28 protein-coding genes and 4 tRNA genes are annotated in these 26,067 nt (G+C 41.8%); 17 read left to right on the forward strand and 15 right to left on the reverse strand.

Going from position 1 to position 26,067, the window contains the following annotated elements; translation table 11 throughout:
• Positions 1-54: 54 nt before the first annotated feature.
• The 5 genes from FTT92_RS05805 to FTT92_RS05825 form a co-directional block, all read right to left on the reverse strand.
• The gene (locus FTT92_RS05805; RefSeq protein WP_180025928.1) at positions 55-777 is read right to left on the reverse strand and encodes a hypothetical protein; all 723 of its coding nucleotides are present in this window, start codon (positions 775-777) and stop codon (positions 55-57) included.
• Positions 777-1,226 (reverse strand): hypothetical protein, encoded by a 450-nt coding sequence (locus FTT92_RS05810; RefSeq protein ID WP_180025927.1) that lies wholly within the window; start codon positions 1,224-1,226, stop codon positions 777-779. Before FTT92_RS05810 ends, FTT92_RS05805 begins: the two co-directional genes overlap by 1 nt.
• Before the next feature lie 156 nt (positions 1,227-1,382).
• Positions 1,383-1,458, reverse strand: a tRNA-Phe gene (locus FTT92_RS05815).
• Between the two features lie 138 nt (positions 1,459-1,596).
• A tRNA-Phe gene (locus FTT92_RS05820) sits at positions 1,597-1,672 on the reverse strand.
• A gap of 206 nt (positions 1,673-1,878) precedes the next feature.
• Positions 1,879-2,268, reverse strand: coding sequence for a GNAT family N-acetyltransferase (locus FTT92_RS05825; protein WP_078190486.1), 390 nt, complete (start codon positions 2,266-2,268; stop codon positions 1,879-1,881).
• 97 nt (positions 2,269-2,365) lie between these two features.
• On the opposite strand from FTT92_RS05825, the gene hisB reads away from it, so the two are divergent.
• From hisB to FTT92_RS05865, 8 genes are all read left to right on the forward strand, one after another.
• Positions 2,366-2,959 (forward strand): imidazoleglycerol-phosphate dehydratase HisB, encoded by a 594-nt coding sequence (gene hisB / locus FTT92_RS05830; protein ID WP_078190487.1) that lies wholly within the window; start codon positions 2,366-2,368, stop codon positions 2,957-2,959.
• The gene (hisH, locus tag FTT92_RS05835; RefSeq protein ID WP_078193147.1) at positions 2,959-3,576 is read left to right on the forward strand and encodes an imidazole glycerol phosphate synthase subunit HisH; all 618 of its coding nucleotides are present in this window, start codon (positions 2,959-2,961) and stop codon (positions 3,574-3,576) included. Before hisB ends, hisH begins: the two co-directional genes overlap by 1 nt.
• A gap of 129 nt (positions 3,577-3,705) precedes the next feature.
• On the forward strand, positions 3,706-4,215 hold the full coding sequence (locus tag FTT92_RS05840; RefSeq protein ID WP_180009276.1) for a DUF805 domain-containing protein: 510 nt from the start codon (positions 3,706-3,708) through the stop codon (positions 4,213-4,215).
• 230 nt (positions 4,216-4,445) lie between these two features.
• The gene (locus FTT92_RS05845; RefSeq protein WP_162689739.1) at positions 4,446-4,919 is read left to right on the forward strand and encodes a DUF805 domain-containing protein; all 474 of its coding nucleotides are present in this window, start codon (positions 4,446-4,448) and stop codon (positions 4,917-4,919) included.
• A gap of 177 nt (positions 4,920-5,096) precedes the next feature.
• Complete coding sequence (locus tag FTT92_RS05850) at positions 5,097-5,762, forward strand: 3'-5' exonuclease (protein WP_180002794.1); 666 nt, start codon at positions 5,097-5,099, stop codon at positions 5,760-5,762.
• Positions 5,763-6,195: 433 nt separating this feature from the next.
• Entirely contained in the window at positions 6,196-6,960 is a 765-nt protein-coding gene (locus FTT92_RS05855) for a hypothetical protein (protein WP_180171645.1), read from the forward strand.
• A gap of 193 nt (positions 6,961-7,153) precedes the next feature.
• Positions 7,154-7,885 carry a 1-(5-phosphoribosyl)-5-[(5-phosphoribosylamino)methylideneamino]imidazole-4-carboxamide isomerase gene (gene hisA / locus FTT92_RS05860; RefSeq protein WP_078190493.1) on the forward strand — a complete coding sequence of 244 codons (732 nt, stop codon included), beginning with the start codon at positions 7,154-7,156 and terminating at the stop codon, positions 7,883-7,885.
• A gap of 69 nt (positions 7,886-7,954) precedes the next feature.
• Positions 7,955-8,842 (forward strand): DMT family transporter, encoded by an 888-nt coding sequence (locus FTT92_RS05865; protein ID WP_180171646.1) that lies wholly within the window; start codon positions 7,955-7,957, stop codon positions 8,840-8,842.
• Between the two features lie 90 nt (positions 8,843-8,932).
• On the opposite strand, the gene FTT92_RS05870 is transcribed toward FTT92_RS05865, so the two are convergent.
• Genes FTT92_RS05870 through FTT92_RS05880 form a run of 3 tightly spaced genes read right to left on the reverse strand, consistent with a single transcriptional unit; the run spans position 8,933 to position 10,968 of the window.
• On the reverse strand, positions 8,933-9,325 hold the full coding sequence (locus FTT92_RS05870; protein WP_078190495.1) for a hypothetical protein: 393 nt from the start codon (positions 9,323-9,325) through the stop codon (positions 8,933-8,935).
• 38 nt (positions 9,326-9,363) lie between these two features.
• The gene (locus FTT92_RS05875; protein ID WP_180022370.1) at positions 9,364-9,990 is read right to left on the reverse strand and encodes a DUF1294 domain-containing protein; all 627 of its coding nucleotides are present in this window, start codon (positions 9,988-9,990) and stop codon (positions 9,364-9,366) included.
• Between the two features lie 27 nt (positions 9,991-10,017).
• Positions 10,018-10,968: a homoserine kinase gene (locus FTT92_RS05880; protein WP_078193154.1), complete on the reverse strand. Its 951-nt coding sequence runs from the start codon at positions 10,966-10,968 to the stop codon at positions 10,018-10,020.
• Positions 10,969-11,078: 110 nt separating this feature from the next.
• Here FTT92_RS05880 and hisF point away from each other — a divergent pair, with 110 nt between their 5' ends.
• Positions 11,079-11,840 (forward strand): imidazole glycerol phosphate synthase subunit HisF, encoded by a 762-nt coding sequence (gene hisF / locus FTT92_RS05885; protein ID WP_320109244.1) that lies wholly within the window; start codon positions 11,079-11,081, stop codon positions 11,838-11,840.
• Between the two features lie 376 nt (positions 11,841-12,216).
• Here hisF and FTT92_RS05890 read toward each other — a convergent pair whose 3' ends face one another.
• Positions 12,217-12,837, reverse strand: coding sequence for a hypothetical protein (locus FTT92_RS05890; protein ID WP_180171647.1), 621 nt, complete (start codon positions 12,835-12,837; stop codon positions 12,217-12,219).
• Between the two features lie 111 nt (positions 12,838-12,948).
• Between FTT92_RS05890 and FTT92_RS05895 the strand changes: the two genes are divergently transcribed.
• Both FTT92_RS05895 and aqpZ read left to right on the forward strand, forming a co-directional pair.
• A complete protein-coding gene (locus FTT92_RS05895) occupies positions 12,949-13,959 on the forward strand; it encodes an AraC family transcriptional regulator (RefSeq protein ID WP_180024917.1) in 1,011 nt (336 codons plus the stop codon).
• 166 nt (positions 13,960-14,125) lie between these two features.
• Positions 14,126-14,812, forward strand: a complete 687-nt coding sequence (aqpZ, locus tag FTT92_RS05900; protein WP_180171648.1) for an aquaporin Z — start codon at positions 14,126-14,128, stop codon at positions 14,810-14,812.
• Between the two features lie 98 nt (positions 14,813-14,910).
• Here the strand turns inward: aqpZ and FTT92_RS05905 are convergent, their stop codons facing one another.
• Together FTT92_RS05905 and FTT92_RS05910 are read right to left on the reverse strand one after the other, a co-directional pair.
• Positions 14,911-15,159: a hypothetical protein gene (locus tag FTT92_RS05905; RefSeq protein ID WP_078193158.1), complete on the reverse strand. Its 249-nt coding sequence runs from the start codon at positions 15,157-15,159 to the stop codon at positions 14,911-14,913.
• 117 nt (positions 15,160-15,276) lie between these two features.
• Positions 15,277-16,365, reverse strand: coding sequence for a DNA/RNA non-specific endonuclease (locus FTT92_RS05910; RefSeq protein ID WP_180171649.1), 1,089 nt, complete (start codon positions 16,363-16,365; stop codon positions 15,277-15,279).
• A 263-nt stretch (positions 16,366-16,628) separates the two neighbouring features.
• Here FTT92_RS05910 and FTT92_RS05915 point away from each other — a divergent pair, with 263 nt between their 5' ends.
• On the forward strand, positions 16,629-17,345 hold the full coding sequence (locus tag FTT92_RS05915) for a hypothetical protein (protein WP_180171650.1): 717 nt from the start codon (positions 16,629-16,631) through the stop codon (positions 17,343-17,345).
• Positions 17,346-17,548: 203 nt separating this feature from the next.
• Here the strand turns inward: FTT92_RS05915 and FTT92_RS05920 are convergent, their stop codons facing one another.
• A complete protein-coding gene (locus FTT92_RS05920; protein WP_078193161.1) occupies positions 17,549-19,429 on the reverse strand; it encodes a potassium transporter Kup in 1,881 nt (626 codons plus the stop codon).
• 122 nt (positions 19,430-19,551) lie between these two features.
• Between FTT92_RS05920 and FTT92_RS05925 the strand changes: the two genes are divergently transcribed.
• The 3 genes from FTT92_RS05925 (at position 19,552) to FTT92_RS05935 (ending at position 20,562) form a co-directional block, all read left to right on the forward strand.
• A tRNA-Ser gene (locus tag FTT92_RS05925) sits at positions 19,552-19,642 on the forward strand.
• 427 nt (positions 19,643-20,069) lie between these two features.
• Positions 20,070-20,297 (forward strand): hypothetical protein, encoded by a 228-nt coding sequence (locus tag FTT92_RS05930; protein WP_078190515.1) that lies wholly within the window; start codon positions 20,070-20,072, stop codon positions 20,295-20,297.
• Between the two features lie 189 nt (positions 20,298-20,486).
• Positions 20,487-20,562 (forward strand) — tRNA-Thr (locus tag FTT92_RS05935).
• A gap of 51 nt (positions 20,563-20,613) precedes the next feature.
• On the opposite strand, the gene FTT92_RS05940 is transcribed toward FTT92_RS05935, so the two are convergent.
• From FTT92_RS05940 to FTT92_RS05950, 3 genes are all read right to left on the reverse strand, one after another.
• Positions 20,614-21,441, reverse strand: a complete 828-nt coding sequence (locus tag FTT92_RS05940; RefSeq protein ID WP_180171651.1) for a cyclopropane-fatty-acyl-phospholipid synthase family protein — start codon at positions 21,439-21,441, stop codon at positions 20,614-20,616.
• A 1-nt stretch (position 21,442) separates the two neighbouring features.
• Positions 21,443-22,741, reverse strand: coding sequence for an FAD-dependent oxidoreductase (locus FTT92_RS05945; protein WP_180171652.1), 1,299 nt, complete (start codon positions 22,739-22,741; stop codon positions 21,443-21,445).
• 430 nt (positions 22,742-23,171) lie between these two features.
• The gene (locus FTT92_RS05950; protein WP_078190517.1) at positions 23,172-24,050 is read right to left on the reverse strand and encodes a pirin family protein; all 879 of its coding nucleotides are present in this window, start codon (positions 24,048-24,050) and stop codon (positions 23,172-23,174) included.
• 328 nt (positions 24,051-24,378) lie between these two features.
• On the opposite strand from FTT92_RS05950, the gene ycaC reads away from it, so the two are divergent.
• Together ycaC and FTT92_RS05960 are read left to right on the forward strand one after the other, a co-directional pair.
• Complete coding sequence (ycaC, locus tag FTT92_RS05955) at positions 24,379-25,005, forward strand: isochorismate family cysteine hydrolase YcaC (protein WP_078193174.1); 627 nt, start codon at positions 24,379-24,381, stop codon at positions 25,003-25,005.
• 107 nt (positions 25,006-25,112) lie between these two features.
• Positions 25,113-26,036, forward strand: coding sequence for a LysR substrate-binding domain-containing protein (locus FTT92_RS05960; protein WP_180077962.1), 924 nt, complete (start codon positions 25,113-25,115; stop codon positions 26,034-26,036).
• Positions 26,037-26,067: the final 31 nt, after the last annotated feature.

The raw sequence follows: 26,067 nt of genomic DNA on the forward strand, positions 1-26,067 counted from the left end.
CGGAAACTAGCACTTAAGTCATAGCTTCAGCGATAAAATTTGAGCTTCAAATATTTACTCAATCACGTGCTGTATATAAAAACTGGTCTGTGCAATCGGGCTTAATTGATCATTCATTTGATAATATTTCACATCATAGTGCCCTGGCTTCCAGCCAGCGACAGGACTAAAACTGACCCAATTCTGTTCACGCTGAGCACTAATCCGTTGAGGCATAAAAAACAGCACTTCTCCAGTAGATTGATCGCTCCAACGTACAAAAACCTGCTCATTATTCGGAGTTTTTCCTAAAGTATCAAAGTGAGCAAACAACTGCTGCTCTGCATAAATGTCACGCGGCAGTACATTTTCAACCCCATATTCTTGCTGTGCCATAACCGCGGCTCGTCCACTCATAGGCTCATGAGGATTATTTTTTGCATCAACAAATTCGCGTACAAGATGCTTCGCAAATTCGCGTTTGTTTTTTATTGCCGATAAATCATAGCTGGGAAAAGCTTGTTTTAAATATTGATCCAACTGTTGTGGTGTCGCCTGATCAATGACGGCATTCACCTGAGTCATTTGATTTTTAAGTTGCTGTTGTAATTCGATATTATTTTCAGACTGCTCAGGTATATTCTGCTGAAGGTTTTGAATAAACCTAATCCCTGTCTGATCTCTATTACTTTCTATAACTGTAGGATCATCAGATACAGTATTAGACGGGGCTATTAAATAGCCCAATCCAAAACAGACGAGTCCAATCAACATTGGCACAATGAATTTCATCAGCATTAATTACACGTAATCGTTTCAGTCACGTTATTCGCCAGCGTGATTTTCAAACTTCCATTTGTAAATAATGCCCCCTGATTCACTTCTTCTTTAGTTCGATTACTGCCTGACAATAATCTTAATCCTTCTGATGTACAGATTCCTGTCTGGGTATCATTTGTTAGCTTTAATACACAGCCTGCTGTTGTCACTTTATGGGTATTTGCTACAGGTTGAGTACATATTGCCGTGATCACATTTGTAGACGGTGTTTTAAGATCACACGCTGAACAATCTCGACTTGCACTACCGCATGCATTTGCTGCTTTTTCACTGCGGCAAATATAGGTTTGAGTACCAAAAGTAAATTCTTTTTCATAAGATGAATTAAAACTCCCACTGCTTCCACCACCACATGCTGTTAATAAAGCACTTGTCATTACAGTTAAAGCCATTAACATTTTGTTCATATGCATTGTCATACCTTTTATTTTTAAAAATTTTTTTAACTATTAGTCAAATTATATTCGGTAGATTGTAGCAGTTAAATTGTGTAAATGATAAACAACCGAAAAAACAACAGGCAAAAAAAAACCTCAAACAATGGTTTGAGGTTTTTTCGAATATGGTGGCGAGACCCAGGATCGAACTGGGGACACACGGATTTTCAATCCGTTGCTCTACCTACTGAGCTATCACGCCGATGCGGTGTATTAAGCCGTATCTCAGTCAATTAGTCAATCATATTTATAAAAATATTTTTCGTATGCATATTTTTTAGGCAAAAAAAAATCCCTGATGGGATCAGGGATTGATAAACTGAAAAATCAGTTTTGAATATGGTGGCGAGACCCAGGATCGAACTGGGGACACACGGATTTTCAATCCGTTGCTCTACCTACTGAGCTATCACGCCGATGGGGCGTATTAAACAATTTCAGTCTCATGGCGTCAAGCATCCGTTGCACTTTTTTGTGCAAATGTTTATTTTTAAATCAATATTTCACATTATTTGCTTATTTTTTGAGTGCTTTTAAATTTCCACAGCTGAAATTACTGTGACGACAACGTATTTATCCAACAAAAAAGCAGCTCAATGGCTGCTTTCAATTGGGGGACCAGTTATTCAGCCGCAGTAATTTTACCAATGTGCGCCAAACAGCGATGTATCGCGCCACAACCCGGCTCAAAAGTCTTCACCCCTTTTTCTTCTTCCATACGGGTAGCCTCACTGACCAAGCGCTCTGCAACACCACGCCCACGATTTGCAGGGTGTACCACAATATATTCAAGGGTTTTGCTTTCACCTTGGCCTGTACACCAAATCGCGCCAATCAATTTTGTATTAAATTCTGCAGTATAAACTAAGGTATACTGAGCTAAGTTCTGCTCAAGTTGTTCAATCGCATCGGAACCGTCGCTAAACTCAGGGCTGGTGTCATACAGTCGCTCAAGCTGGCTGCGCACTTCATCATTTTCCAAAGAAGTATAGGCATGTACGGTAATAGGCATTGATAAACCCTCCTGAGCAATCTAATATGCGGTGACTTTTCGTCACAGCGAAAATATTTTTACATCAATCATTTTGACGTATTTGAGGAACGTGTCTATGACAGATCGTATCAGTGAAGTGGTAAGAAACACCAACGAAACCAAAATTCGAGTTCGTGTGAATCTTGATGGTACTGGTCAAGGCACTTTAAACACTGGTGTTCCATTTTTAGATCATATGATTGATCAAATCAAGCGACATGGTCTGTTTGATATTGATATTCATTGTGATGGCGATCTTGAAATTGACGATCATCATACCGTAGAAGACTGTGGGATTACACTTGGCCAAGCCTTTGCTCAAGCACTGGGCAATAAAAAAGGTTTACGTCGCTACGGTCACTTCTATGCGCCGCTGGATGAATCACTGAGTCGTGTTGTGGTTGATTTATCTGGCCGTCCGGGTCTTTGGATGGATATTCCATTCACTCGCGCACGCATCGGGACTTTTGATGTGGATCTTTTCTCTGAATTTTTCCAAGGTTTTGTGAACCATGCGTTAATGACGCTGCACATCGACAACCTAAAAGGCAAAAACAGCCACCACCAAATTGAAAGCGTATTTAAAGCCTTTGCCCGTGCATTACGTATGGCGTGTGAAGTTGACCCGCGTGCCGAAAATACTGTTGCGTCTACCAAAGGAACATTGTAATGACCCGTATTGCCCTTCTTGACTATGGCATGGGAAATCTTCACTCAGCAGCAAAAGCCCTCGAACACGTGGGTGCAACTGTTGATGTCACCAATGATCCTAAGCTGATTGCACAAGCAGATAAAATTGTGTTCCCCGGTGTGGGAGCAATGCGTGACTGTATGCAAGGCATGCATGATGCAGGGATTGATGAAGTCGTCCGTAAAGCGGCATTTAATAAACCTGTGCTTGCGATCTGTGTCGGCATGCAAGCCCTAATGCAGCATTCCGAAGAAAATGGCGGTGCAGATGCATTGGGTATTTTTGAAGGTTCGGTTAAACGCTTCCCTGATGTAGAGGGATTAAAAGTGCCGCACATGGGCTGGAACCAAGTGCATCAGGCAGACCCAAGCCACCCGATGTGGAAAAACATTGAGCAAGATGCACGTTTCTATTTCGTACATAGCTTCTATGTAGAGCCGCAAGACTCAAGCATAGTCGCTGCTACCTGTGACTATGGTTTGGAATTTTGTACCGCAATTCACAAGGAAAACTTGTTTGCGACACAATTTCACCCAGAAAAAAGTCATACAGCCGGTCTGCAATTGCTGAAAAACTTTGTGGAATGGGATATTTAAAATTCCTTCGCCGCAAAAAGCCCGCTCCTTGCGGGCTTTTTTGTACTGTTTATTTTTCATCCTTTTATTTTCTACATATTCATTTTAGAATTTGCCTACTTATAAAAATACCAAAGCCTAGGAATAATAATGAATACATTCACATCTGACTCACCGACCCAAGCCAGTGGCCGCTTTAGCCGGCGCGCATATCTTGCATGGAATCTACTTCTCGGCATTATTTTTACGCTAATTGCTGTTGTAGTCGGCCTGCTCATACCCGGTGCGCAAAATGCGTTGACTGAGGGTGCAATGTCGACGCCACTCATGATTATTTTCTTTATCATGTATGCCATCGTCATTTATTACAGCGTCATTTTCTTAATCCGTCGTTTACATGACCGAGACCATTCTGGATGGCTTGCACTGCTGATCTTAGTTCCTGTAGTGAATATATTATTTGCGCTCTATGTGTTATTTGCACCGGGTAATAGCGGTAGTAATAGCTTTGGACAACCACGCCCGACCAAAGGCTGGGAAACAGTGCTGGCTGTTTTGTATATCGTGGTGTTTATAGTCGGGATACTTGCTGCGATCATGATTCCGTCTTACCAAAACTATGTGATCCGCTCTCAGCAAACCACGATTCAACAACAATAATGATAAATCATTAAATGCCGCCTAGATCGCTCTAAACAGCAATACATCTACTCAAACAAGCTCACACATGTGGGCTTTTTTTGTACTTTACCTTTATAATCAACGCGCTTTTTATGTTCAGGATCAAATCCTGTACTTTTTCACATTTTTATGTCGTTTTTAGCTCAATTTTTTTGCGGCTAAAAATGAATGATAACTATACTTTTTACGATAATTTAAGATCATTTAATATGAATAATTCACCCAATATAAACTCTGGTTGGAACCGTGACGGTCGTTTTAATCGCATGTCTTTTATCGGTTGGAATGTCTTCTATGGCCTCATGCTGAGCATATTGATGCTACTGATCGTCAGCATGATGCCCAATACCCTCAATGCCCTAATAGCTCATGCTGAAAATCCAATGACGCAAGTGATTGGATTGATCCTAAATATTTTAATGCTGATCCCTTTGATGATTTTTTCAGTGCGTCGTTTGCATGACTTTAATCTCTCAGGCTGGTTTGCACTCTTAGAGTTGATTCCGTTGCTCAATATCGTTATGTGCATTGCGCTGATGCTCATCCCGGGGTCTGCAAATGCCAATCAATATGGTGAGCCACGTGAATCCAAAACATGGGAGGTGGTCCTCGCCTTTCTCTTTATCGGTTTATTCTTACTGATCTTGGTAAATGTATTATTTACTGCGCGTTTTCTATTTTAAGTCGTCACTGACTTTAAGCCTATTAGTCACTGTGTTTAAGTGCCTTCGTCACTGTCATAGCAACGCGCTATGACAGGCCGATGAGTCAATGGCTCATGCTCAACGCCACATCTCGGTATTTGCATTTCCCTACTAAACGCTCTAGGCTGCAACAACAAGCCTTTGAATTAAATCATAATGACTGATGCTCTACTGACACCTATTTTGCCAACAAAAGAACAGATTAAAAATTTTCCATTGTTCCAAAATTTAGTGCCAGAGCAGATCCATGTCATTCACAATGCAGAACAATGCCAACACTGGGCCGATGAATTGCAGACGACTGCCTTATTCGGTTTCGACTCTGAATCTAAGCCGACTTTTCGTAAAGGTGAGGTCTCTACCGGTCCACATTTAATCCAACTCGCTACGGCGCAACAGGCGTGGTTGTTTCAAATGAACGAATGCACTTGGGATTTTTTAAAGCCGATCTTGAGTAATCGTGATCAAATTAAAGTGGGTTTTGGCTTAAAAAATGATGCGCATTTATTTCGTAAAAAAGGCATCGAACTGAATAGTGTATTGGAACTCTCCAAGTGCTTTGCTTCTTTTGGCTTAAGCCAACCTTTAGGTTTAAAAAATGCCATGGCACTGCTTTTTCGTGTGAATTTTCCAAAATCTAAATCGGTCAGCACCTCGAATTGGGCCAAAAAGCGCTTAAGTCCGGAGCAAATTCGTTATGCCGCTGCCGATGCCTATGCCCCTGTTTTGGTCTTTGAAGAATTATTACAACGTGGCTTATTACCCAAAACCATTCCCAATACTTCTCTCAAACTAAGAATTCGTCCGCACATGAATTTATAAATCCTTAATTATTTTAATGATTTAATTTATATTCAGCGATGTAACCGCTCTGTAACTGGATATTGCCCCAATCTATGGCATGACCAAGTGCAAAGATCGGCTGAAGAGTGCCAATGAATTTGCAGTTTATTTGCGCTAAAGATTTGAACAGTACCTTATTGCCTTAAAAATAGTCACAGCACAGTCTAAAAACAATAAAATCGCACCTTTTAAGTACATTTATATATTTGATTTAAATCATTTTAATTACATTAATATACATTTATATTTTTATTCAACTAAGGTTTTGATCTCTCTAGATTTTCTAGCAGAATTACATGATTTATCTCATTCTTTCTATACTTTCATAATTTGTTTTCATCAATCTCCTTTTGCTAAAAAAAGTCTGCCAAATACATAACACATCATAATTTAAAAACTTGGAGAACCTGACATGTTGAACTTATTTACAGGAAAAATCAGCGGCGTACTCAGCCTGACTTTACAAGGGATCAGTAAAGCAGTTGGACTGGTTTTAAATAGTGTTTTGGATACAGTAGACAGCGTATTAAAGACCGTTAATAGCTTAACAGCGCCCTTAACGGATGCACTGACTGAACTACCACTGATTGGTGGGACCATCGAAAAAGTACTCGCAGTTGAAAATCAGTTGGTCGACACCTTAGACGAAGGCTTACATGCGGTAGCCGATCAACTGGCGACGGGTGATCTTCTTGGTGGGGTGCAAACCGCTCTCAATGGCGTAACTGGTGTGGTCGGTCAAACCGTGACTGAAGTTGCTGGCTTGGTTAATCATCTCAGTGGCGTGGCTGCACCAATCACAGACGCACTTTCTGACTTGCCATTGCTGGGCGGTCTATTGGATGCAGTAGGCGAAACTACGGGGAATTTAACTGGCTTGTTGGCTGAAACGGGCGACTATGTAGCCAGTATTGATCCTACCGAATTATTAACATCCGTCCTGAATGATCCTTTAGCAAGTATGGGTAGTGTAGTGCAAGATGTTTCAGGCACTTTAGATGCCTTACTGGATGACATTGTACCGATTACATCGATTGCCACTGAACTTCCTGTGGTGGGTGATCTTGTTCAAGTGGTCGGTGAAAGTACCACAGCCCTCAATCAAGGCTTATACGATGTCGGTAGCTTACTTCAATCCGTAAACAGCGATTTATTACAAACAACCGCTTATGTTTAATGACTAAAAACGCTAATACACAGCGCATTTTTATAGACCAACAATAAAATCCAATCCTTTATTTGCACTAGCCTGACCTATGTCAGGCTTTTTTAATTCATCAATTCTGATATTAGCATTTAGTGAATAGCCGTTTATTTGATAAGATTAGGCACAAATTCATTCTTAATTTGATTGAGCAAGGAGCGAAAGCATGCTGATCATCCCTGCAATTGACCTGAAAGATGGCAAATGTGTCCGTTTAAAACAAGGTCGTATGGAAGACGATACCGTATTTTCTGACGATCCAGTGGCAACTGCACAGCATTGGGTAAATGAAGGCGCGCGTCGCTTACATTTGGTAGATTTAAACGGTGCTTTCGCTGGTACACCGATTCATAAGCCTGTGGTTGAAGCGATTGCTAAAGCACAGCCTGAATTACCAATTCAAATTGGTGGTGGTATCCGCTCTCTTGAAACCATTGAACACTACCTTGATGCAGGCGTATCGTTTGTCATCATTGGTACAAAAGCGGTAAAAGAGCCTGAATTTGTTGAAGAAGCGTGCAAAAAATTTGCAGGCCATATCATTGTCGGTATCGATGCCATGAACGGTATGGTAGCAACTGATGGTTGGGCAAATGTCACAGACGTGAAAGCTACTGATTTGGCAAAACGCTTTGCAGATGCTGGCGTATCGAGCATTGTCTACACCGACATCGCACGTGATGGCATGATGCAAGGTGTGAACGTTGAACAAACCGTTAACCTTGCAACCTATTCAGGCTTACCTGTTATTGCATCGGGTGGCGTGACCAACCTAGACGACGTGCGTAACTTAAAAGGCCAACCGGGCATTTTAGGTGCGATTACCGGTCGTGCAATTTATGAAGGCACATTGAACCTTCGTGAAGCTCAATTACTGCTTGATCAACAAAGCTTGTAATTTACCCGAGCAGAAAAGAGGTCTTCGGGCCTCTTTTTTTATTTCTCCTCTTTGAACATTCAAATACACATGCCAACCGTCCAATCTGCTTGGAAAGCCAAGTTTCCGCAGCTCGCACTCATCCTGATTACCATGATTTGGGGCGCCAGTTTTATCACCGTGCAATACGGTTTAAATTTTAGCAGTCCAGTGCTGTTTGTCGGTCTACGTTTTGCCGCAGCAACACTGGCTGTGAGTCTTTTATCACTCAAATATCTTAGACACTTTTCTCAATATGATGTCATTGCGGGCGCAAGTATCGGCGCGGTGATTGCGATCGGCTATGCGACGCAAACAATCGGCCTGCAAAGCATCAGCAGCAGTGAATCGGCTTTTTTAACTGCGCTGTATGTGCCGCTGGTGCCGATTTTTATGTGGCTGTGTTTTCGGCATAAACCACATCTGATGACATGGCTAGGTGTAAGTTTGGCTTTTGTCGGTTTGGTCTTTTTAACTGGTAATGGTTTTGGGGCTATTCAGCTCAATTTTGGACAAATCATTACGTTGCTCGGGTCAATTACCATTGCCTTTGAAATTATCTTGATCAGTTATTTTGCACCCCGCGTCAATCTACGCAGAGTGACGGTTCTACAATTGGCATTTGCTTCACTGTTCTGTTTTTGCTTTGCTCCACTGGTAGGTGAAACCACATTGCCCAAATTTGAATGGCCATTAATCGCTGTACTGTGCGGATTGGGGCTGGCCAGCGCCGTGATTCAACTGGTGATGAACTGGGCGCAGCGTATGGTTGATCCTGCACAGGCGGCAATCATCTATGCAGGTGAACCGGTTTGGGCCGCAATCATTGGGCGGCTTGCGGGTGAACGCTTAACACCGCTCGCTCTCATTGGTGGACTGTGTGTAGTGCTGGGTGTGATTGTGAGTGAATGGCGGCCGAAATGGTTAAAGAAACGCTAATTTCAGCTTCCTCTCTTAAATCAAAAAAGCGGCCCATACAGCCGCTTTTTTGATGCCAAGATTTTTATGCCAAAAAGTTCTGAACTCGCATTAGTCATACATCGGTCTGTTGTCATTGACACGAATTAAACCTTTAATCGCGCGGTACACAATCCATAACCAAGACAGTCCGATCACCGTGACACAGAAGGTACTCGCTCCCAGTGCCACACCCGCAAAGGCATTGGCATTATTGCCAGTAAAGAACAGAAAAATAAAAGGCACGAAAGCAATGATATTCCAAATGAGATACCACCAAAACGTACGGATCTGCCAAGTAAAATGGCTTTCAAAAATCGTGCCGCGCACATCACTGCGTTTGACGTAATTGATAATCAACGCGAGGACCGCAAGCAAGCCGGCAGAAAAAATCGCCACAATATAAAGAATATACAAAATAATCGTGAGCAGGCGGTTTGGATCTTTATCAATGGAATAATTCATTTCGCTCTCCGTCATGATGATTTTGCGGATCGTTCCACCTAAATATGCAGGATATTAAATGGTGAAATTAGCCATAAAATCAGTAGTATGTTAAAGGCTATGGTACAGAAATATATTTTTCGAAACGGTTGTTTTTGTGTTTTATGCCGCAAACGTTGCTGAGCCAACCATGCCGCCGGCCACCCACCTAAAAAAGACAAAAGATGCAGTGTATTTTCTGGCACGCGTCGGTTCCCCATTTGCGCAGCTTCTTTATCCTGCGCATAGAACCAATAGGTCAAGACATTGATAATACTTACAAAAAGCAGCACCATGCCACTGAGTAAACCAGCCACAGACAAGCCCGCCAAGGCGAGGATATAAATGATGCACAAGATTTGCATCGGCTCTGCCTGACGCGGCATCTGCACCACATTTTTTTTATTGGGGCGTTGTGTAGCTTTGGTTTGTGAGGCTTTTAAATAATGCACTTGCTGCGCACGAAAGCGTCCGCGTTCGTCTAAGATCACAGCATAATCCAACGCGCAGCCCACGATTGGTCGTGGGCCGGGACGGGAAAAGTCTTTGATGTGCAAAAATACGCGATCTTTGGTGCTATCGTTCGGTTGAATGAAGCCGTAGCCCTTGTCATCAAACCATTCTACTAAGCGTCCTTGATCACGCATGCTTTTCCCTCTCGTTGTTTTTAAAATTTATGCAGTGACGAATTTTAATCGTTCAATCAGCATATTACGCATTTCAGCAGGGTTTTTCTGCAAAATATCATCCCCTGTACGGCCTTCTGCAGCATTTTTCTGTGCCACCTGTAAACGCATCATCCAGAAGCGACCCGCCGCCATCGCCAAATATAACTCTAGGCATGATTTTTCATCTGCGGTTAATGGACGCACGCTTTCATAGGCATTTAAAAAGGCAATGGCTTTGTCTTCATTCAAATGTACATCCGGATATTCAGTACAGAAGTCATTTAAAGTAATAGCAATATCAAACAAGAGTTCGTCTTTATTTAACTCATAAAAGTCTAAAATGCCATTGAGTTGATCACCGTCAAATAAAGTGTTGTCACGGAACAGATCAGAATGAATAAAACCGGTAGGACGGTCTGGATACATCGCCGTTAAGATGTCATATAAGCCCAACAGATTGTTAAGCAACGTGGTATCTGCTTCATTTAATGTTGGACGAATATCCCGTGAAACTTGTAACCAATAAGCATGATCACGATATTCTGCACGTTCCAAAGGGAAATCTTGTAAAGCCACATGCATTTTCGCTTGGGCTACAGCAATCGCTTCTGCTTGCGCTAAGCTCGCAGGCATGGGATGTTGACCTTGCATGCGTGGCGCAATCTGTGCAGGTTTATCCTTTAAGCTATGAATCGCTTTACCCGAATGATTCAGTGGTACAGGCACAGCTAGACCAGCCTGCCCCAAGTGTTCGAGTACAGGCACCAATTCCCCTGCACCTTGCTCGTCCATCTCTTCAAAAACGGTTAATACATACTGCGTGCCATTTTCGCAAACAATAAAATAGTTGGTATTTTGAATACCGCCTTGAATCGGAATCAGGTCAATCACCTCCAGTCCATAAGGTGCTGCAAAATCCTGAACTTCCTTTAAAGTCAAAGTGGTATAAACCGACATAGAAAACCTGCGAAAAAACTTACATATTTTTGATAGAATAACCGCTCCGACTACTAAGGTGTAGCATCTAAGTCGCGAAGTTTCATAATCGGCTGTTATTTTTGGAAAAAATTATGCTTGCTAAACGTATTATTCCTTGCCTCGACGTGGACAACGGTCGTGTAGTGAAAGGTGTTCAATTTCTTGATATTCGTGATGCAGGCGATCCAGTTGAAGTTGCACGCCGTTATAACGAACAAGGTGCGGACGAAATTACCTTCTTAGACATTACCGCAACCTCAAATGGTCGTGATACTACTTACCGTACAGTAGAGCGTATGGCTGAGTCTGTATTTGTGCCATTAACAGTCGGTGGTGGCGTGCGTAAAGTAGAAGATATCCGCCTGTTATTAAATGCCGGTGCGGACAAAGTTTCGATTAACTCTGCGGCTATTTATAACCCTGAATTTGTACAAGAAGCCTCTCAGCGTTTTGGCGCACAGTGTATTGTGGTTGCTATTGATGCGAAAAAAACCGGCGATAATAAATGGGAAATTTTCACCCACGGTGGTCGTAAAGAAACCGGTATCGATGCCATCGAATGGGCGGTAAAAATGGCGGACTTCGGTGCAGGTGAATTACTCATCACATCGATGGATGCTGATGGAACCAAAGCTGGTTATGACATTGAACTGATGCGTAATATTAATGACCGTGTGACCATTCCAACCATTGCTTCTGGTGGTGTCGGTAATCTACAACATTTGGCCGATGGTATTTTAAAAGGCGGTGCAGATGCGGTGCTTGCAGCCTCTATTTTCCACTTTGGTCAACACACCATTCCTGAAGCGAAAAAATATCTAGCAGAACAAGGCATTGAAATGCGCCTTTAATTGATTCATTTTCAATGAAGATTGAAGAAGAGCGATGATTCGCTCTTTTTTTTGCCTTGTTGCTTTGATGCCACGTCATTGACGTTGTAGCAGAGCATCGTCCATAAAATTCATTTACTATAGACATAAAAAAAAGGAGCCTTGTCGGCTCCTATAAACCAAGAAAAACTACAGCACTTGGTCTGATACTTAAAACAAATGAAAAAATATACATAGCAACTTCATCAATCAACTCGTCGTGTACAAGCCTTTTGATCATTTAAATATAGGGCATTTGCACTGCATTTGATTGACAGTAGATTCATAATTTATTGACAAATTGCGACAATTCAATTGGATGGCAAAGCTTGTTGTCAAAACGCACAGTGCATTCATATTAGACCGTTTCAAGCAGTGCAACTGGCTTTTCACGCTCAGCGACCCACTTTGCAGGAAATACCCGATTCACCCAGTGTGACAATGATTTAGCAATCGCTGTCGGTAGTAACACACCTAGTGGATTCTGTTCCTGTAATTTTGCCGAGGAGATCACCCGAGTTCCTAAAATATAATCAAACCACGGTTTAGTCACACACCAATTGGCATCCTGATTTGAGTTCATATGGTGGTCATAGTGCCATGGAATCTTTTTCATCGCCCACTCTGGCTCAAGATGTGCGCGACGATGGATATAATAATAATTCCCTGCACAATACAGCACAGACAAACTCATTCCTTTGGAAATGGGATAAAACAGCGGGACAAATACGGCTGAAACTGCCACCAGTGACAATATTTCATTTTTCGTGCGCCAGTTCTGTACACCTTCAACATAGCCATGATCATGAAAATCTGTTTTTCGAACTTCACGATGATGCTCCCAATGTGATTTCATACTTTTCGGTACTGGACTAAAACGTGGCTTGCCTGACCGATGTGTCCCATGTAAAACATATTTATGTGCGAACCATTCAAAGGCATTGGCGACGACCAACCCTGCAATAAAACCTTTTAACATGACCAATATCTCCTTTTCTTAGCTCCACTATAGGTAATGAAAAGGGCTAGATATTGACCGTTTTTTTTAATATTATTGACAAAACACGACAAAATTTAGAATTAAAAAAATATGCAACAACTCAAGGACTATACAGGATCGGTCTATGGAGGACTGGGCCATTTGCTCTATGCTTATCATCAAGCTCAAGGCATTGCCATTCCTGAAAAATTGAATAAAGTTCAAAACTTAGAGCGTTTTGATTATGCCATTTGGCGTGATTTATTGATGGATTTAGATCAAAAGATCCAAAAGCCGGCGCTGGGTTTAGAAATTGCAGAACATGTGCAACCTAAACATATTGGCATTATTGCGTATATTGCTCTGTCCTGTGAAAACTTGGGCGAAGCACTGCTCCGCTACCATGATTTTCATCGCTTAATCTTCGATGGTAGTCCATTGCTGATTGATATTCAAAATGATTTTTTCTCCATCGGTTGGAATGATTTACCCATGAATATGGCCAATCAATTGACCGATGAAATTGCGATTGCGTTAATGCTGCAGTTTCTAAAATTATTCATGCGTTTTGAAGATATCAATTTACACGAAGTGCATTTTCATAATCCTGCACCGAAAAATGTCGCTCAGTATGAACAATATTTTCGCTGCAAAGTTCGTTTTTCCCAAGAAAAGTCGAAGGTTATCGTTCCCATTCAAGAACTGTCTCGCCCTTTTTCCCAAGGCGATCAGACCTTACAAAAACTGTTGATGCAACAGGCACAGTCTTTATTAGAAAAACTGCCGAATACCACGCAAATCGACCAACGCTTACAGCAAGCCATCTTAATGGGTTTGCAAAAAAATCAGTTCCAAATTGAACATGTCGCTACGCAACTCAATCTTTCCGTCCGACAATTACAACGCCATTTACAACAACAAGGCAGCACCTATCAGCAACGTATGCAGGAAGTCCGCTGCATGATGGCTGAAGAATTTTTAAGAGACCCGCATTTAAGTTTGCAAGAAATTGCGTTACTGCTGGGTTATTCAGAACAGAGTGCGTTTCAACGTGCGTTTAAACAATGGCGAAACTTAACCCCACAGCAATGGCGCTTATCGCAAATTGAAGCAGCAAGTTAAAAATGTGACACAGTTATCATTTTAAATGTTGTGATTTTCAGCAAAATCCATTAAATCTATGCATATTCAATAAATGAATAAAACAACACTTCACAACTAGATTGCACTCATGCTGAGTGAAAGATTGAAAATCTATTCCAAATGACAAAAACAAATGGAGTTTTAAATGAATAAATATTTAGCAGAACTGATCGGTACCTTTTGGCTGGTCTTTGGTGGTTGTGGTAGTGCGGTCTTGGCTGCAGCCTTTCCTGAACTTGGCATTGGCTTCGCTGGCGTGGCACTGGCCTTCGGTCTAACCGTATTAACGGCTGCTTATGCGCTGGGTCATATCTCAGGCGGACATTTTAACCCTGCAGTGAGTATCGGCTTGTGGGCAGGCGGTCGTTTTGAAGCAAAAGAACTGGCTCCATATATTATTTCTCAATTACTGGGTGCAACCCTCGCCGCATTTATTCTATTCATCATTGTGCAAGGTCAGGCCGGATTTATCGGTGTCGGCGGTTTTGCCACCAATGGCTATGGTGAGTTATCTCCTGGCAAATACTCTATGCTCTCAGCCTTAATCATTGAAATTGTGCTGACGGCTGGCTTCCTGATTGTGATCATGGGAGCAACAGATAAACGCGCCCCTGCTGGCTTTGCCCCAATTGCGATCGGTCTTGCGCTTACATTGATCCATCTCATAAGCATTCCCGTCACCAATACTTCAGTTAACCCAGCGCGTAGTATGGGTGTCGCATTCTTTGCTGAAACTGCTGCGCTGTCACAAGTTTGGCTGTTTTGGGTAGCCCCTATCATTGGCGCAGTGATTGGTGCGGTCATCTATAAACTGATGGCAAAAGACGCATAAATAGAAAAATACGCCACAAAAAAAGCTCACAACCTGTGAGCTTTTTTTCATTCATCCCGAATTGAGCATTGCGCCCTTCGACAGCCGATGACACAGCATTAAAGAAATGGATTTTCCACTTCGTTGTCTTCACCGCCCTGCGCTATTTTTTCAGCTAAGTTGGTTTCTGCCTCAAGCGTGGTCACCACATCATTGAAAAATGCCTGTAAAGCTTTCGCTGCAGCTAAACCAGCTTGGTCTTTCGTCACCTGTAAGTTGCCATAAATATTAATTCGATCTTGGCCATTTTCTAGTGTTAAGTCATGAATTGCATGCGACGCTGTGTCATTTTCAAATGCTTTGAACATGATAGATATCCTTCTTTTTTGTTGTAGTGATGCAGCAATAGAAATACGTGAAAAAGATTTCAACTGCAAGCAATGATCTTCTTCATCGCTCGCAGTTCAGCGCTATTAGCTACTCGATTATTTCAAAATCTGTAGCAGATATTGCAGAATTTCTTCAATCAATTGTTTGAGCAAGGCATCTTGATTGTTGTCATTTCCACTACTTGCCATGGATGTCTCTCCCACAGAACCACCACTCGATTTAAACTCTTTTTGCAAACTTAAAATCTTGTCTTCTGCGACATCTGCAGCACACTGGCTTTCAGCATCCCAATGCAAATAAGCGATATCTTGATTTGCTTTTACTTGGGTGGCTTTGAGTGGCAAACGGTAGGTATTACGCTTTTGGTCTTCGGTTAATTCTGGAAAGAAATTAATTCCAGTCAGTTCTTCTAGCGCACAAATACTCATGACTTTGACTGTCGGTGCGGTATCACGCAAGGTATTGTCTGCATAGTACACGCCTGCAACACCTTTTTTCGGCAAATAGATCGCCTTATAAGTGGCGGTCGGCACGATGACCCCTTGCCCGATGGTTTTTAATTTTTTCGCACTATATACCGGCCCCGTTACCACATAGACATCTTGCTTTTGTTTGGTCACTATCGCCCGTGTGGCTTCTTCTAACTCACGCCACACTTGCTGATTATTTTTTGGAGCTTGCGGCACCATATTGGCCAAAGAAAAACTGTCTAACTGCGCAGCTTTATTGGGCATATCGGCATTTGGCGCCATGTGTCCACGGTCATAGCCTGAAGATTTATAGTCTGAAAGCAAAGCCCGATATTCAGACGGCACGCGAGTCTCTTCATGAAAGTTATCTTCACGCGGAATTTTTTGACTCAGGCGTGCGGGGGTTAATGCTTCTGCAACCCAAAGCGGTGTCTTGGATATCCCTGAATACATGACATTAAAGCCATTAAAACACAGTGGAAAACTGTTTTTATGTAAGCTTTCACGGACCAAATAAGGTGGCACTTCACGATAAAATTGGTCCAAACAGGCGCTATTTGAAGTGCTGCTCATAGAAACAAGTTGTTGAATCTTTTCTTGCCCGAAAGCAATAGCAAAGCTTCCTGTTGCCACCAGACCCAACAGCACTTTTATGCCATTTTGCCCAAATAACTGTGAAAGCGGATTTGCTGAATTGCGTTTCTTTTTGACCATGACTTACAACAATGACTTCTAAAAGGACTATTTTTCCGCAGCTTAGCAAGGGTGCAAATTTTAGTACACTTTTCTTTTTTAATTTGCTTAACAATCACACAAATATTGTTTAACAAAGCAGCAGTTGATGTAACTTTATGTCGCAATTGTGCAGTTCTTTATAGGAGGTCATGAAGCAGTTGCGTATGTTTCATTGAATTCGCCTCAAGAATTATGACAAGGTAAAAATACGAAAAATTGCGATAAAAATATACGGAGTGATTATGCATTCTAAAATTTTAGGTTTAGGTTTAATTTCAGGTTTAATGAGCGCAGCAGCATTTGCAGAACCGCCGATTCAACCCGGTGATACATTAGAAAGCTTATCTAAAGTCAAAATTGTGACCACCGTGAATGGTCAACCTGGTTCCATTCAGGACTTAGTTTCAAGTGGCCAAGTTCAATTGGTTGAAGCTCCTGCCGGACAAGTCAATGCCGCTGCAACAGAACAGCCCTTAAACCCTGAACAGGCTCAGGCAAACCAAATCGATCCGAATGCCTCTGCAGTCCCTGCAAATGCTGAACAAGCCGTGACTGAAGCGGAAAATGCACTCGCAAATGAACAGCAAAGTGTAGCTGCTGCACCTACAGAGCAGTCCGTTCCAACTGAACAAACAGCAGTGGCCAATACACCTGAAGCCGCGGTAACTGAAGCACCTGTGGAAACAGCACAGCAAGCACCTGAAGCCGTATCAGCAGATAACAACGCTGCACCCGTCATTGCCTCTTCTGCAGAAGCGCCAGTGAATGCCGATAGCGCATCGGCTGCATTGCCTGAAGCTCCTCAAGGACAACAAGATGCTTTTATGGCAGCACCTGAGACTCAAAGTGTAAATCCTGCAGATGCATCAATTCAAGCCAACCCAGAAGCACCTGTTGCTGACGAAGCCATCCAAGCTGCGCCTGAAGCCTCTGCAGATGTAGACGCGACAATCAACTAATCAGCGTATTTTCAAGGATGAAATAACGCAACATCTTCATTCTGTTGTTTTGCTCGCATACTCCTCCCAGGAAAAAGCAACAGAATGATCTCTATGTCTTTGGACTAAAAAAGTTTAATTATTACAGATAAAAAAAAGCCAGAATTGATCTGGCTTTTTCGTGTCTAACTTTTAAATCTATGCCTAAAAGTTAAATCTACGTCTTAAATTTCAATCTGACTGCCCAACTCAACCACACGGTTGGTTGGAATTTGATAAAAATCGCTGACTGGACTGGTATTTCGCTGCATAGAAATAAACAGCTTTTCTCGCCAAGGTGCCATGCCTTCACCCAAGGTATGAATAATACGGTCTCTGGAAATAAAGAAACTGATTTGCATAAGATCAAATTCAAAGCCCAATTCACGATACGCATGCTCCAAAGCGGCAGGAATATTCGGCTGATCTTTAAACCCATAAAACATCGTGATTCGATAGAATCGATCATCTAGTTTTTCCGTGATCACCCGCTCATTTTCGGGTACAAATGGCACATCTCGGGTGTTGACCGTAACCATAATATTGCGTTCATGCAGGACTTTATTGTGCTTGATATTATGCAACATGGCATGAGGCACGATCTCAGGCGTTCCAGTTAAGAATACCGCATCACCTGGAACAAACTTGGTTTCACTGCCCATGCTGACACTGCGAATAAACAGGTCAATAGGCAAGGCATCTTTACCGAGTCGATTGAGCACCAATGCCCGACCATCTTTCCACGTCATTAAAATCGTAAACAATACCGCACCAATCAGGATTGGAACCCAACCGCCCGCTGCAATTTTTAATGATGTCGATGCAACAAAAATCAAATCAATCAATAAAAATGGAACTGCAAAAATCGCCACTTTCCAAACCGGCCAACGCCATAAACCATAAGCCAAAACTGAAATCAAAATCGTACCGCAGAGCATGGTCATGGTCACAGCTACGCCGTACGCACTGGCCAAATTCGCACTGTTTTCAAACAGCAAGATCAAGATCAGCACCGAGATAAACAATGCCCAGTTAATAAATGGCAAATAAATCTGACCACGTTCAACTTCAGAGGTATGTTTCACTGTCAAACGCGGCAAATAACGCAATTGAATCGCCTGATTGACCATAGAAAACACCCCTGTGATCACCGCTTGAGAGGCAATCACCGCGGCCGCTGTCGCCAAAGCAATCATTGGATACAGTGCCCATTCAGGGATCAGCATATAAAATGGATTGGCTAAAGCTTCAGGATTACGCAGTAGCAAGGCACCTTGGCCTGCATAGTTCAACAGCAAGCACGGCATGACCACAATAAACCATGCCAAGCGGATTGGGAGTCGGCCAAAATGCCCCATATCGGCATAGATTGCCTCACCACCCGTCATCGTCAAGATGACCGCACCCATAGTCAAAAACGCAACATAAGGCTGCTGTACCACAAAATTGAAAGCCCAATGCGGACTGATCATGGTCAACACAAATGGCGTTTGCGAAATACTCCATAGTCCAAAACCACCAATGGATAAAAACCACATGAGCGTCAATGGACCAAAGAATTTACCCATCGTGCCTGTGCCATGGCGTTGCACTAAAAATAGCCCCGCCAAAATACCGATCGATAAGGGTTGCAGCCATTGGTTAAACATCGGCGTCGCAATACTTAAGCCTTCAATCGCAGATAACACAGAGATTGCGGGGGTAATGATCCCATCACCAAAGAACAAAGATGCCCCAATAAAGCCAAGGGCAATCAGGTAAATTTTTTTGTTTTCGGCAATTCGTGTGGTTCGTAGATTCAAGGCCAACAGCGACATAATACCGCCCTCGCCATTGTTATCTGCACGCATGATGATGCTGACGTATTTAAAACTAATCGTCAGCATGATGCACCAGAAAATCAGGGACAGAATACCCAGCACAGACGCTTCGCTAATCGCCAAGTGTGCTGTGAGGAAACATTGGCGCAGCGCATATAATGGGCTCGTCCCAATGTCTCCGAATACTACGCCCAAAGCTGCCAAGGTGATGGCAGGCAATGCGGCTTTTTGTGCAGTACTTTGCATATAATTGTCTTCAATTTAGACAGGATTTTTGCGAATCATAGCACCGCTCAAGATGTTTTTGTCTAATTCAATTGTTTCTCTTGGCAGAATATATTTTTTTCGCTATTATCCACCGCGCAAAAGGTGAAGTGTCCGAGTGGCTGAAGGAGCACGCCTGGAAAGTGTGTAAACGTTTATAGCGTTTCGAGGGTTCGAATCCCTCTTTCACCGCCAGAATAAACTGCTATACCAAGCAGAATGAAGGTCTAAATTGATAAAATTTAGGCCTTTTTTAATTTTATTGTTCTCAATATTAAATATCCCCCTAATTGATCTTTTAGCCTTTTAGCTCAATGACTTCACAGTATTTGAGTCCTGATTGATGGATTTAAATCACACGTTTTTTCCTAATGCACGACTTATGGATTTTTTATTGGCAGCAATAAGTACACGTATATTTACAAATACAAATTTTATATTCTAAAGACAATTACTTAAGCCTATGCTAAAAATAAATCATCCTCTCAATATAGGTAATATTCAAAAAATTATTCATTAATTTAAACATCATAGAACTGAAACGTGATTGCGGTACTTTTAACTTGATCAACGAAAAACTTAAAAAACACCTTTCATATATCACTGCTATTCGGGAGAGAACATGAATAACAGCCAGAATTATGTTAAGCAGATCAAGAACGCCAAACGTGGTGGCTATACCCCAACCCTTGCCAAAGACATCAATAAACATAAAATTCAAAAAGCACAGCGTCTGATTGACGAATGGCGAAAGCTCGCCAATGAACTCCGCCCCCAAATGCAACTGGAGATGGCATATACACTTGAGGAATGCGCACAGGATCTAGACCAAATTTTAAGAATGAAATAGCACTCAACGTTCATCCATCCTATTTTCTCGCCCACATCTTGTGGGCGAAACATTGCCTAATTTTATTTTCTGGTTTTTAGAGCCAAACATCGGTTGAATGCTGAATAAATCAAACGTATAAATTACATTCGATTTGCTGTTTTTTTAACTTGCGCCACTTCAAAAAATCTGTAGAATGCATTCCACAACGCCGGCATAGCTCAGTTGGTAGAGCAACTGACTTGTAATCAGTAGGTCCACAGTTCGAATCCGTGTGCCGGCACCATTTCTTAGCCTCGCTTTTTAGTGAGGCTTTGATGTTTTTAGAGCCACTCTTTTATGGCTTCCTCGCGCTAATCTGCACATAACGAATCAGCCCGTCTCGATACAACTTCTCGCACAATTTTGCCGTCATCTTGATTTTGAATTGATCCACATGACTCAGTCTCATCTGACTTTTTTGTTCTTGAATATAATCTGCAAAACCCTGAAATACGAATTCGCTGATATCTTCAATCTGGATATTTTCGAAACCTGCCTGTTGCACTTGGTGTTGTAAATTTTGTTTTGAATTTAAATTTTTCAAATTCACATCTGCTACTTTCAACAGACTTTGATATTTCAATCGTTGCAATGAATTTAAATTCAAAAACGCATCAGACAACATTAAATAGTGAAAAGCAAAGCGCCCTTTTGAATTCAAAACATTAACAACTGATAAAAGCAATAAATTCAAATCACTATGATACGCAGCATCAATACACAGTACGGCATCCATACAGTTTTGTGGATAAATATTTTTTAAATTCAAAAATGAATCTTGTTGTATTTTGATTTTTGAATTTAAATTTTTTTGGATTTTTTCCACACATTCGGTTTGCAATTCGACTGCGGATAAGTTTTGAATTTGAAAATGTTCCATCCAAAAAACCAAGCTCGCGCCCTGCCCACAACCAAGGTCTAAAACACGATCTGTAGATTTTAATTGAATGGATTCGGCAAGATGGAAAGCGAGTTTTTGACAGGCTGCAGGATAGGATGATTTTGCATCATCCCAATAGCCCAAATTGCTCCAAGCAAGCTCCGAATCATCTCCGAGTAGTCGACTGTTAATCGCATATTTATGGCTAGGGACGTACTGACGAATTGCTTGAAGCCATTTCATGTTAGTAACCGAGTTGAGGGGCAACCTCCACTTTAGGTTTTAAACCCACAAACGGCAATGGCGCACCAAAAATTTCTGCAATATGCATAGCAGACGTTACCGCGGACTCTAAAATCGGCAGACCATCGCAAGACCATGAGCCACAAAAGAAGACTTTACGCTCAGGGGATAAATGTCGTTGCTGTAACTCTTTATTCAGCGCCACGGTATGAGAATCCACCACTGCGCGTGTCAAACTGACCGAAGAGATCACTTTTTTAGGATCAATCGGTGTCACTGGCTGCCAAGTTTGGAACACTGGGGTTTTACCCACCAAGCTCGGCTCAATGGAGTTCAGCCACACGGTAAATTGCTGACGAGTAAATTTACGATCCATCATATAACTTAGTACAGACCAATCTTTGCGCTTCGGCGGCATCACCGTTTGATCAGTGTGGATCACCAACTGACCTTGCTCAAATTTAAATTTCTTTAAGAGCTCAATATCGTCAGCAAACTGAGTAGAATCTAAAAATTCTTCCGTTTTGGTGGTTGGTGTCGCAACAACCACGCGATCGAATAGATGATGTGCTCCGGCCTCAGTTTCCACCAAGACTTTATCGTCTTGCTCGTGCACTTTGGTAATTGCCGTATCACTTTGAATATTTAAACCTTCAATCAGTTTATCAACCAACGCAGGTGTACCACCTTGGATGCGCAGCAAGGCATCACCATTGGTCAATTGACGCAAGAAAATCAATAGTGGTTTCGCAGGCCATTCGCCAATCGTTTTCGGGTTACAAGTGCAAATGGTATACAACACAGGCATGACCGCACCATGCCAAAATACTTCTTCAATTTCATTTTTATTAATGAACTCGGCAAGCGTGATGTCCTGATTTTTTGATTTAAAAAATCGAGTGATCGCGGCTTTGAGTTGCAACATTCCTTTGACTAAACGCCAGCCATATTGTTGTAAGCCTTTACGGTTATTAATAATTGGGAAATTACCAATACGGCTACGACTGGTGGTCAACCACGTTTCTGTACGATCTTCAAAGAGCCAACTGCATGCCATATAGGTACGGACGGGGAAGGTTTTAATCCCTAAATGGGTCGCCAAACTTAAGGTATTTTTCCAGAGGTGTGGATTCATCACACGCAAAGGGGCATCGATCAAGCCGCCTTCAAACTCAGTGCTGTGGCTATCCATACCACGACCAGGCAGAGCTTCGAAAATTGTAATGTTATGCCCTGCGTCTTTAAGAATTCTTGCGGTAGCCAGCCCAGCCATGCCACTACCGATGACTGCAATTTCCAATTTTCTTTTCCATCTATAAAACACAGTTTAAAAGTATGACTGATCAGAAGTTAAAAATAGCTATTAAAAAATACCAGATTCGCACTTTTTGTATGGATTTCAGTACAGCGGTTTTTAAGTTAAATTTACAAATATTTACAGTCAAAAAGCACACAATTTAAGCTTTGTTTTTTAAACATATTTTTCTTTAAAATTTTAATTACTCTATAAAACCAAACAATTAAATTAACCATTTTTATAACTTTCGGTTTACTTTAAAGCCAAGTCTCGCTAAGATGCGCCACATAAGAAAGTGATAAATTCATCACAATTTATAAAAAGTAAAATGATATTTAAATCATGACAACTATAAATACTACAGCGCTCAATAAAAAAGCCTCTGACTGTTCAGAGGCTTTTTTTTCGGCTATTTCAATGTCATGAATTTCGCTTAAGCTTCATGCGCCAGTGCAATTTCACCAAATTTTCCGTTATTGAAATCATCAAAGGCTTGAATGATTTCAGCTTTGCTATTCATCACAAATGGGCCATAACCTTGAATCGGCTCATTTAGTGGCTCACCGCTAAGTAACAGAAATTGTGTGTCCTGCAACGCTTGTAGCTGAATGGCGATATCGTCTTTGGCAAACATGACCATCGAACTGTCTTGCACTTTATGGCTTTCATTCACCACAACCTCACCCTTCAAGACCACCAAAATGGTGTTATGCCCTTCAGGTACATGTAAGGTGGTTTCATATTGAGCTTTCAACTCACCATCCCAGACATTCACTGGACTAAAGGTCTGTGCTGGCCCAAGGTGACCACCCATTTCACCGGCAATCACCCGAATATGCCCTGCACCTTCATCCATGTCTATGCGAGGAATATCTTGGCGTGTGATCGCTTGGTAACGAGGCTGAGTCATTTTGTCTTTTGCCGGTAAATTCACCCACAATTGAACCATCTCAAAAAGACCACCTGCTTGAGCAAATTCAGGCGAATGAAATTCTTCATGTACCAAACCCGAACCTGCGGTCATCCATTGCACATCACCCGTTTGAATTGTGCCGCCACCACCACTTGAGTCTTTATGAGTCACTTCACCGCTGTAGGCGATAGTCACGGTTTCAAAACCACGATGTGGATGTGAACCCACGCCATGCTGTGCAGTGGTGGGATCGAACTGATAAGGTGCTGCATAATCCAAAAGCAAAAATGGGCTAATCGCCTGACCTAGACGATCATAGGAAAATAAGCTTTTGACTGGAAAACCATCGCCCACCCAGTGCATTTGCTGATTACGATAAACACCAATTACTTTTTTCATTTCTTAGCTCCTATATTCATACGATAGGATGAACATAGCGCTAATTTTAAACTTTGAAATACTTACTGACCATCATCCAGATAGCATTCTATATCTCAAATATAGAACAATAATCAGTAATACAATCTAAAATTTACTCAAAAACAAGCATTGATTTGAAAAATATAGGGGTTTAAGTCATATTCAACAATAAATTATCCCAATTTTATGATTGTTTTTCTCATTTAAACCCATTCCGTTATCCCATTTTTATAGCTATGCTAAATCGAGTTAACACGCAGACTTCATCTGATCCTGCGTACTTGCAAACAGGAAAGAGGACAATAAAATGGGCAAACCTTACGTTCGTTTAGACAAAGACAATGCCGCGGTACTTTTAGTTGACCATCAAACAGGTCTACTTTCATTGGTTCGCGATATTGATCCAGATAAATTTAAAAATAATGTGCTTGCACTGGCTGCAGCCGCGAAATATTTTAATCTTCCAACAATTCTCACCACCAGTTTTGAACAAGGTCCAAACGGGCCATTGGTTCCAGAACTCAAAGAAATGTTCCCTGACGCACCTTATATTGCACGACCAGGTCAAATTAATGCTTGGGATAATGAAGATTTTGTGAAAGCAGTCAAAGCAACCGGCAAAAAACAATTGATTATTGCCGGTGTAGTGACTGAGGTTTGTGTGGCATTCCCAACCTTGTCTGCTTTAGAAGAAGACTTTGACGTCTTTGTGGTGACCGATGCTTCAGGTACTTTCAACCATTTAACCCGCGACTCAGCGTGGGAACGTATGACGCAAGCGGGTGCACAGCTCATGACGTGGTTTGGTACCGCGTGTGAATTACACCGTGACTGGCGTAATGATATTGAAGGTTTAGGTGCGCTTTTCGGCAATCATATTCCAGACTACCGTAACCTCATCAACAGCTATACGCAAAATACTGAAAAGAAATAATCCTCCAGTAGTAAAAAGCGGCTTCGAGCCGCTTTTTTTATACCTGATGTATAAATTGACGTATGATGATTTGAATTGAAATAATTTTTCACTGCATAAGGTGATCCATGCATTCATTTGATGACTATTACTACTTTTATTTGGTGGTGAAACATGGCGGTTTTAGCGCTGCAAGTGAAGCATCGAATATTACAAAATCAAAATTAAGCCGACGCATTTTAGATCTCGAAGCCAAATATAATGTCACCCTTATTCAGCGTTCTACCCGACACTTTAAGGTCACGACATTAGGCCAAGAATTGTATGAAGAATGCATAAAAGTGATCGAACAAGTCGAATGTGCGCATCAGGTACTCCTGAAGCAAAAAAGTGAACTTGAAGGCTTGGTTAAAATTAGCTGTCCACCGGTCATGATGAAACATCAAATTCGCCCCTTGTTAAATCAGTTTTTAAAAGATCATCCCAAAGTTCAGGTCGAACTCGAGCTGTCTAGCCGCCGTGTGGATGTCTTACATGACGACATTGATTTAGCGATTCGCACCAATTTTAGTAAGAATGAAGACTCGAGCATTATTGTACGTGACGTGATTAAAACAGTGCATTGCTTAGTGATTAGTCCTGAACTTTTACAAGGACGCGAGTTAAAGCATATTACCGAATTGACAGAATTTCCGAGTATCGTTTTGGGCACACAGAAAAACCGCTATCAATGGCATTTGCATCATACGGGACAGCAAGAACAGATTGAAATTGCCTTACAGCCTCGGATTAAAAGCAATGACTTAGCCGGTGCTTATTATGCAGCACTCGATGGTTTAGGCATTGCAGACTTACCCTATTTAACCGTGCAAGCAGATATTGAGGCAGGTCGTTTAATTCACCTCTTCCCCGAATGGTGCTCAAATGTCGGTACGGTGCAATTGGTATATGCTTCGCGCAAAGGTCAACGCCTAGTCATGGAAAGATTAATTGACTATTTAGTCGATGGAGTTCGTGGCTATGCTCCAGAACATGATGGCTATTTAGTCTAATGATCTAAACCACAAAAAAGCCAGAACTGAG

This window comes from Acinetobacter sp. YH12023 (assembly GCF_013420135.1).
Taxonomy (GTDB): Bacteria; Pseudomonadota; Gammaproteobacteria; order Pseudomonadales; family Moraxellaceae; genus Acinetobacter; species Acinetobacter amyesii.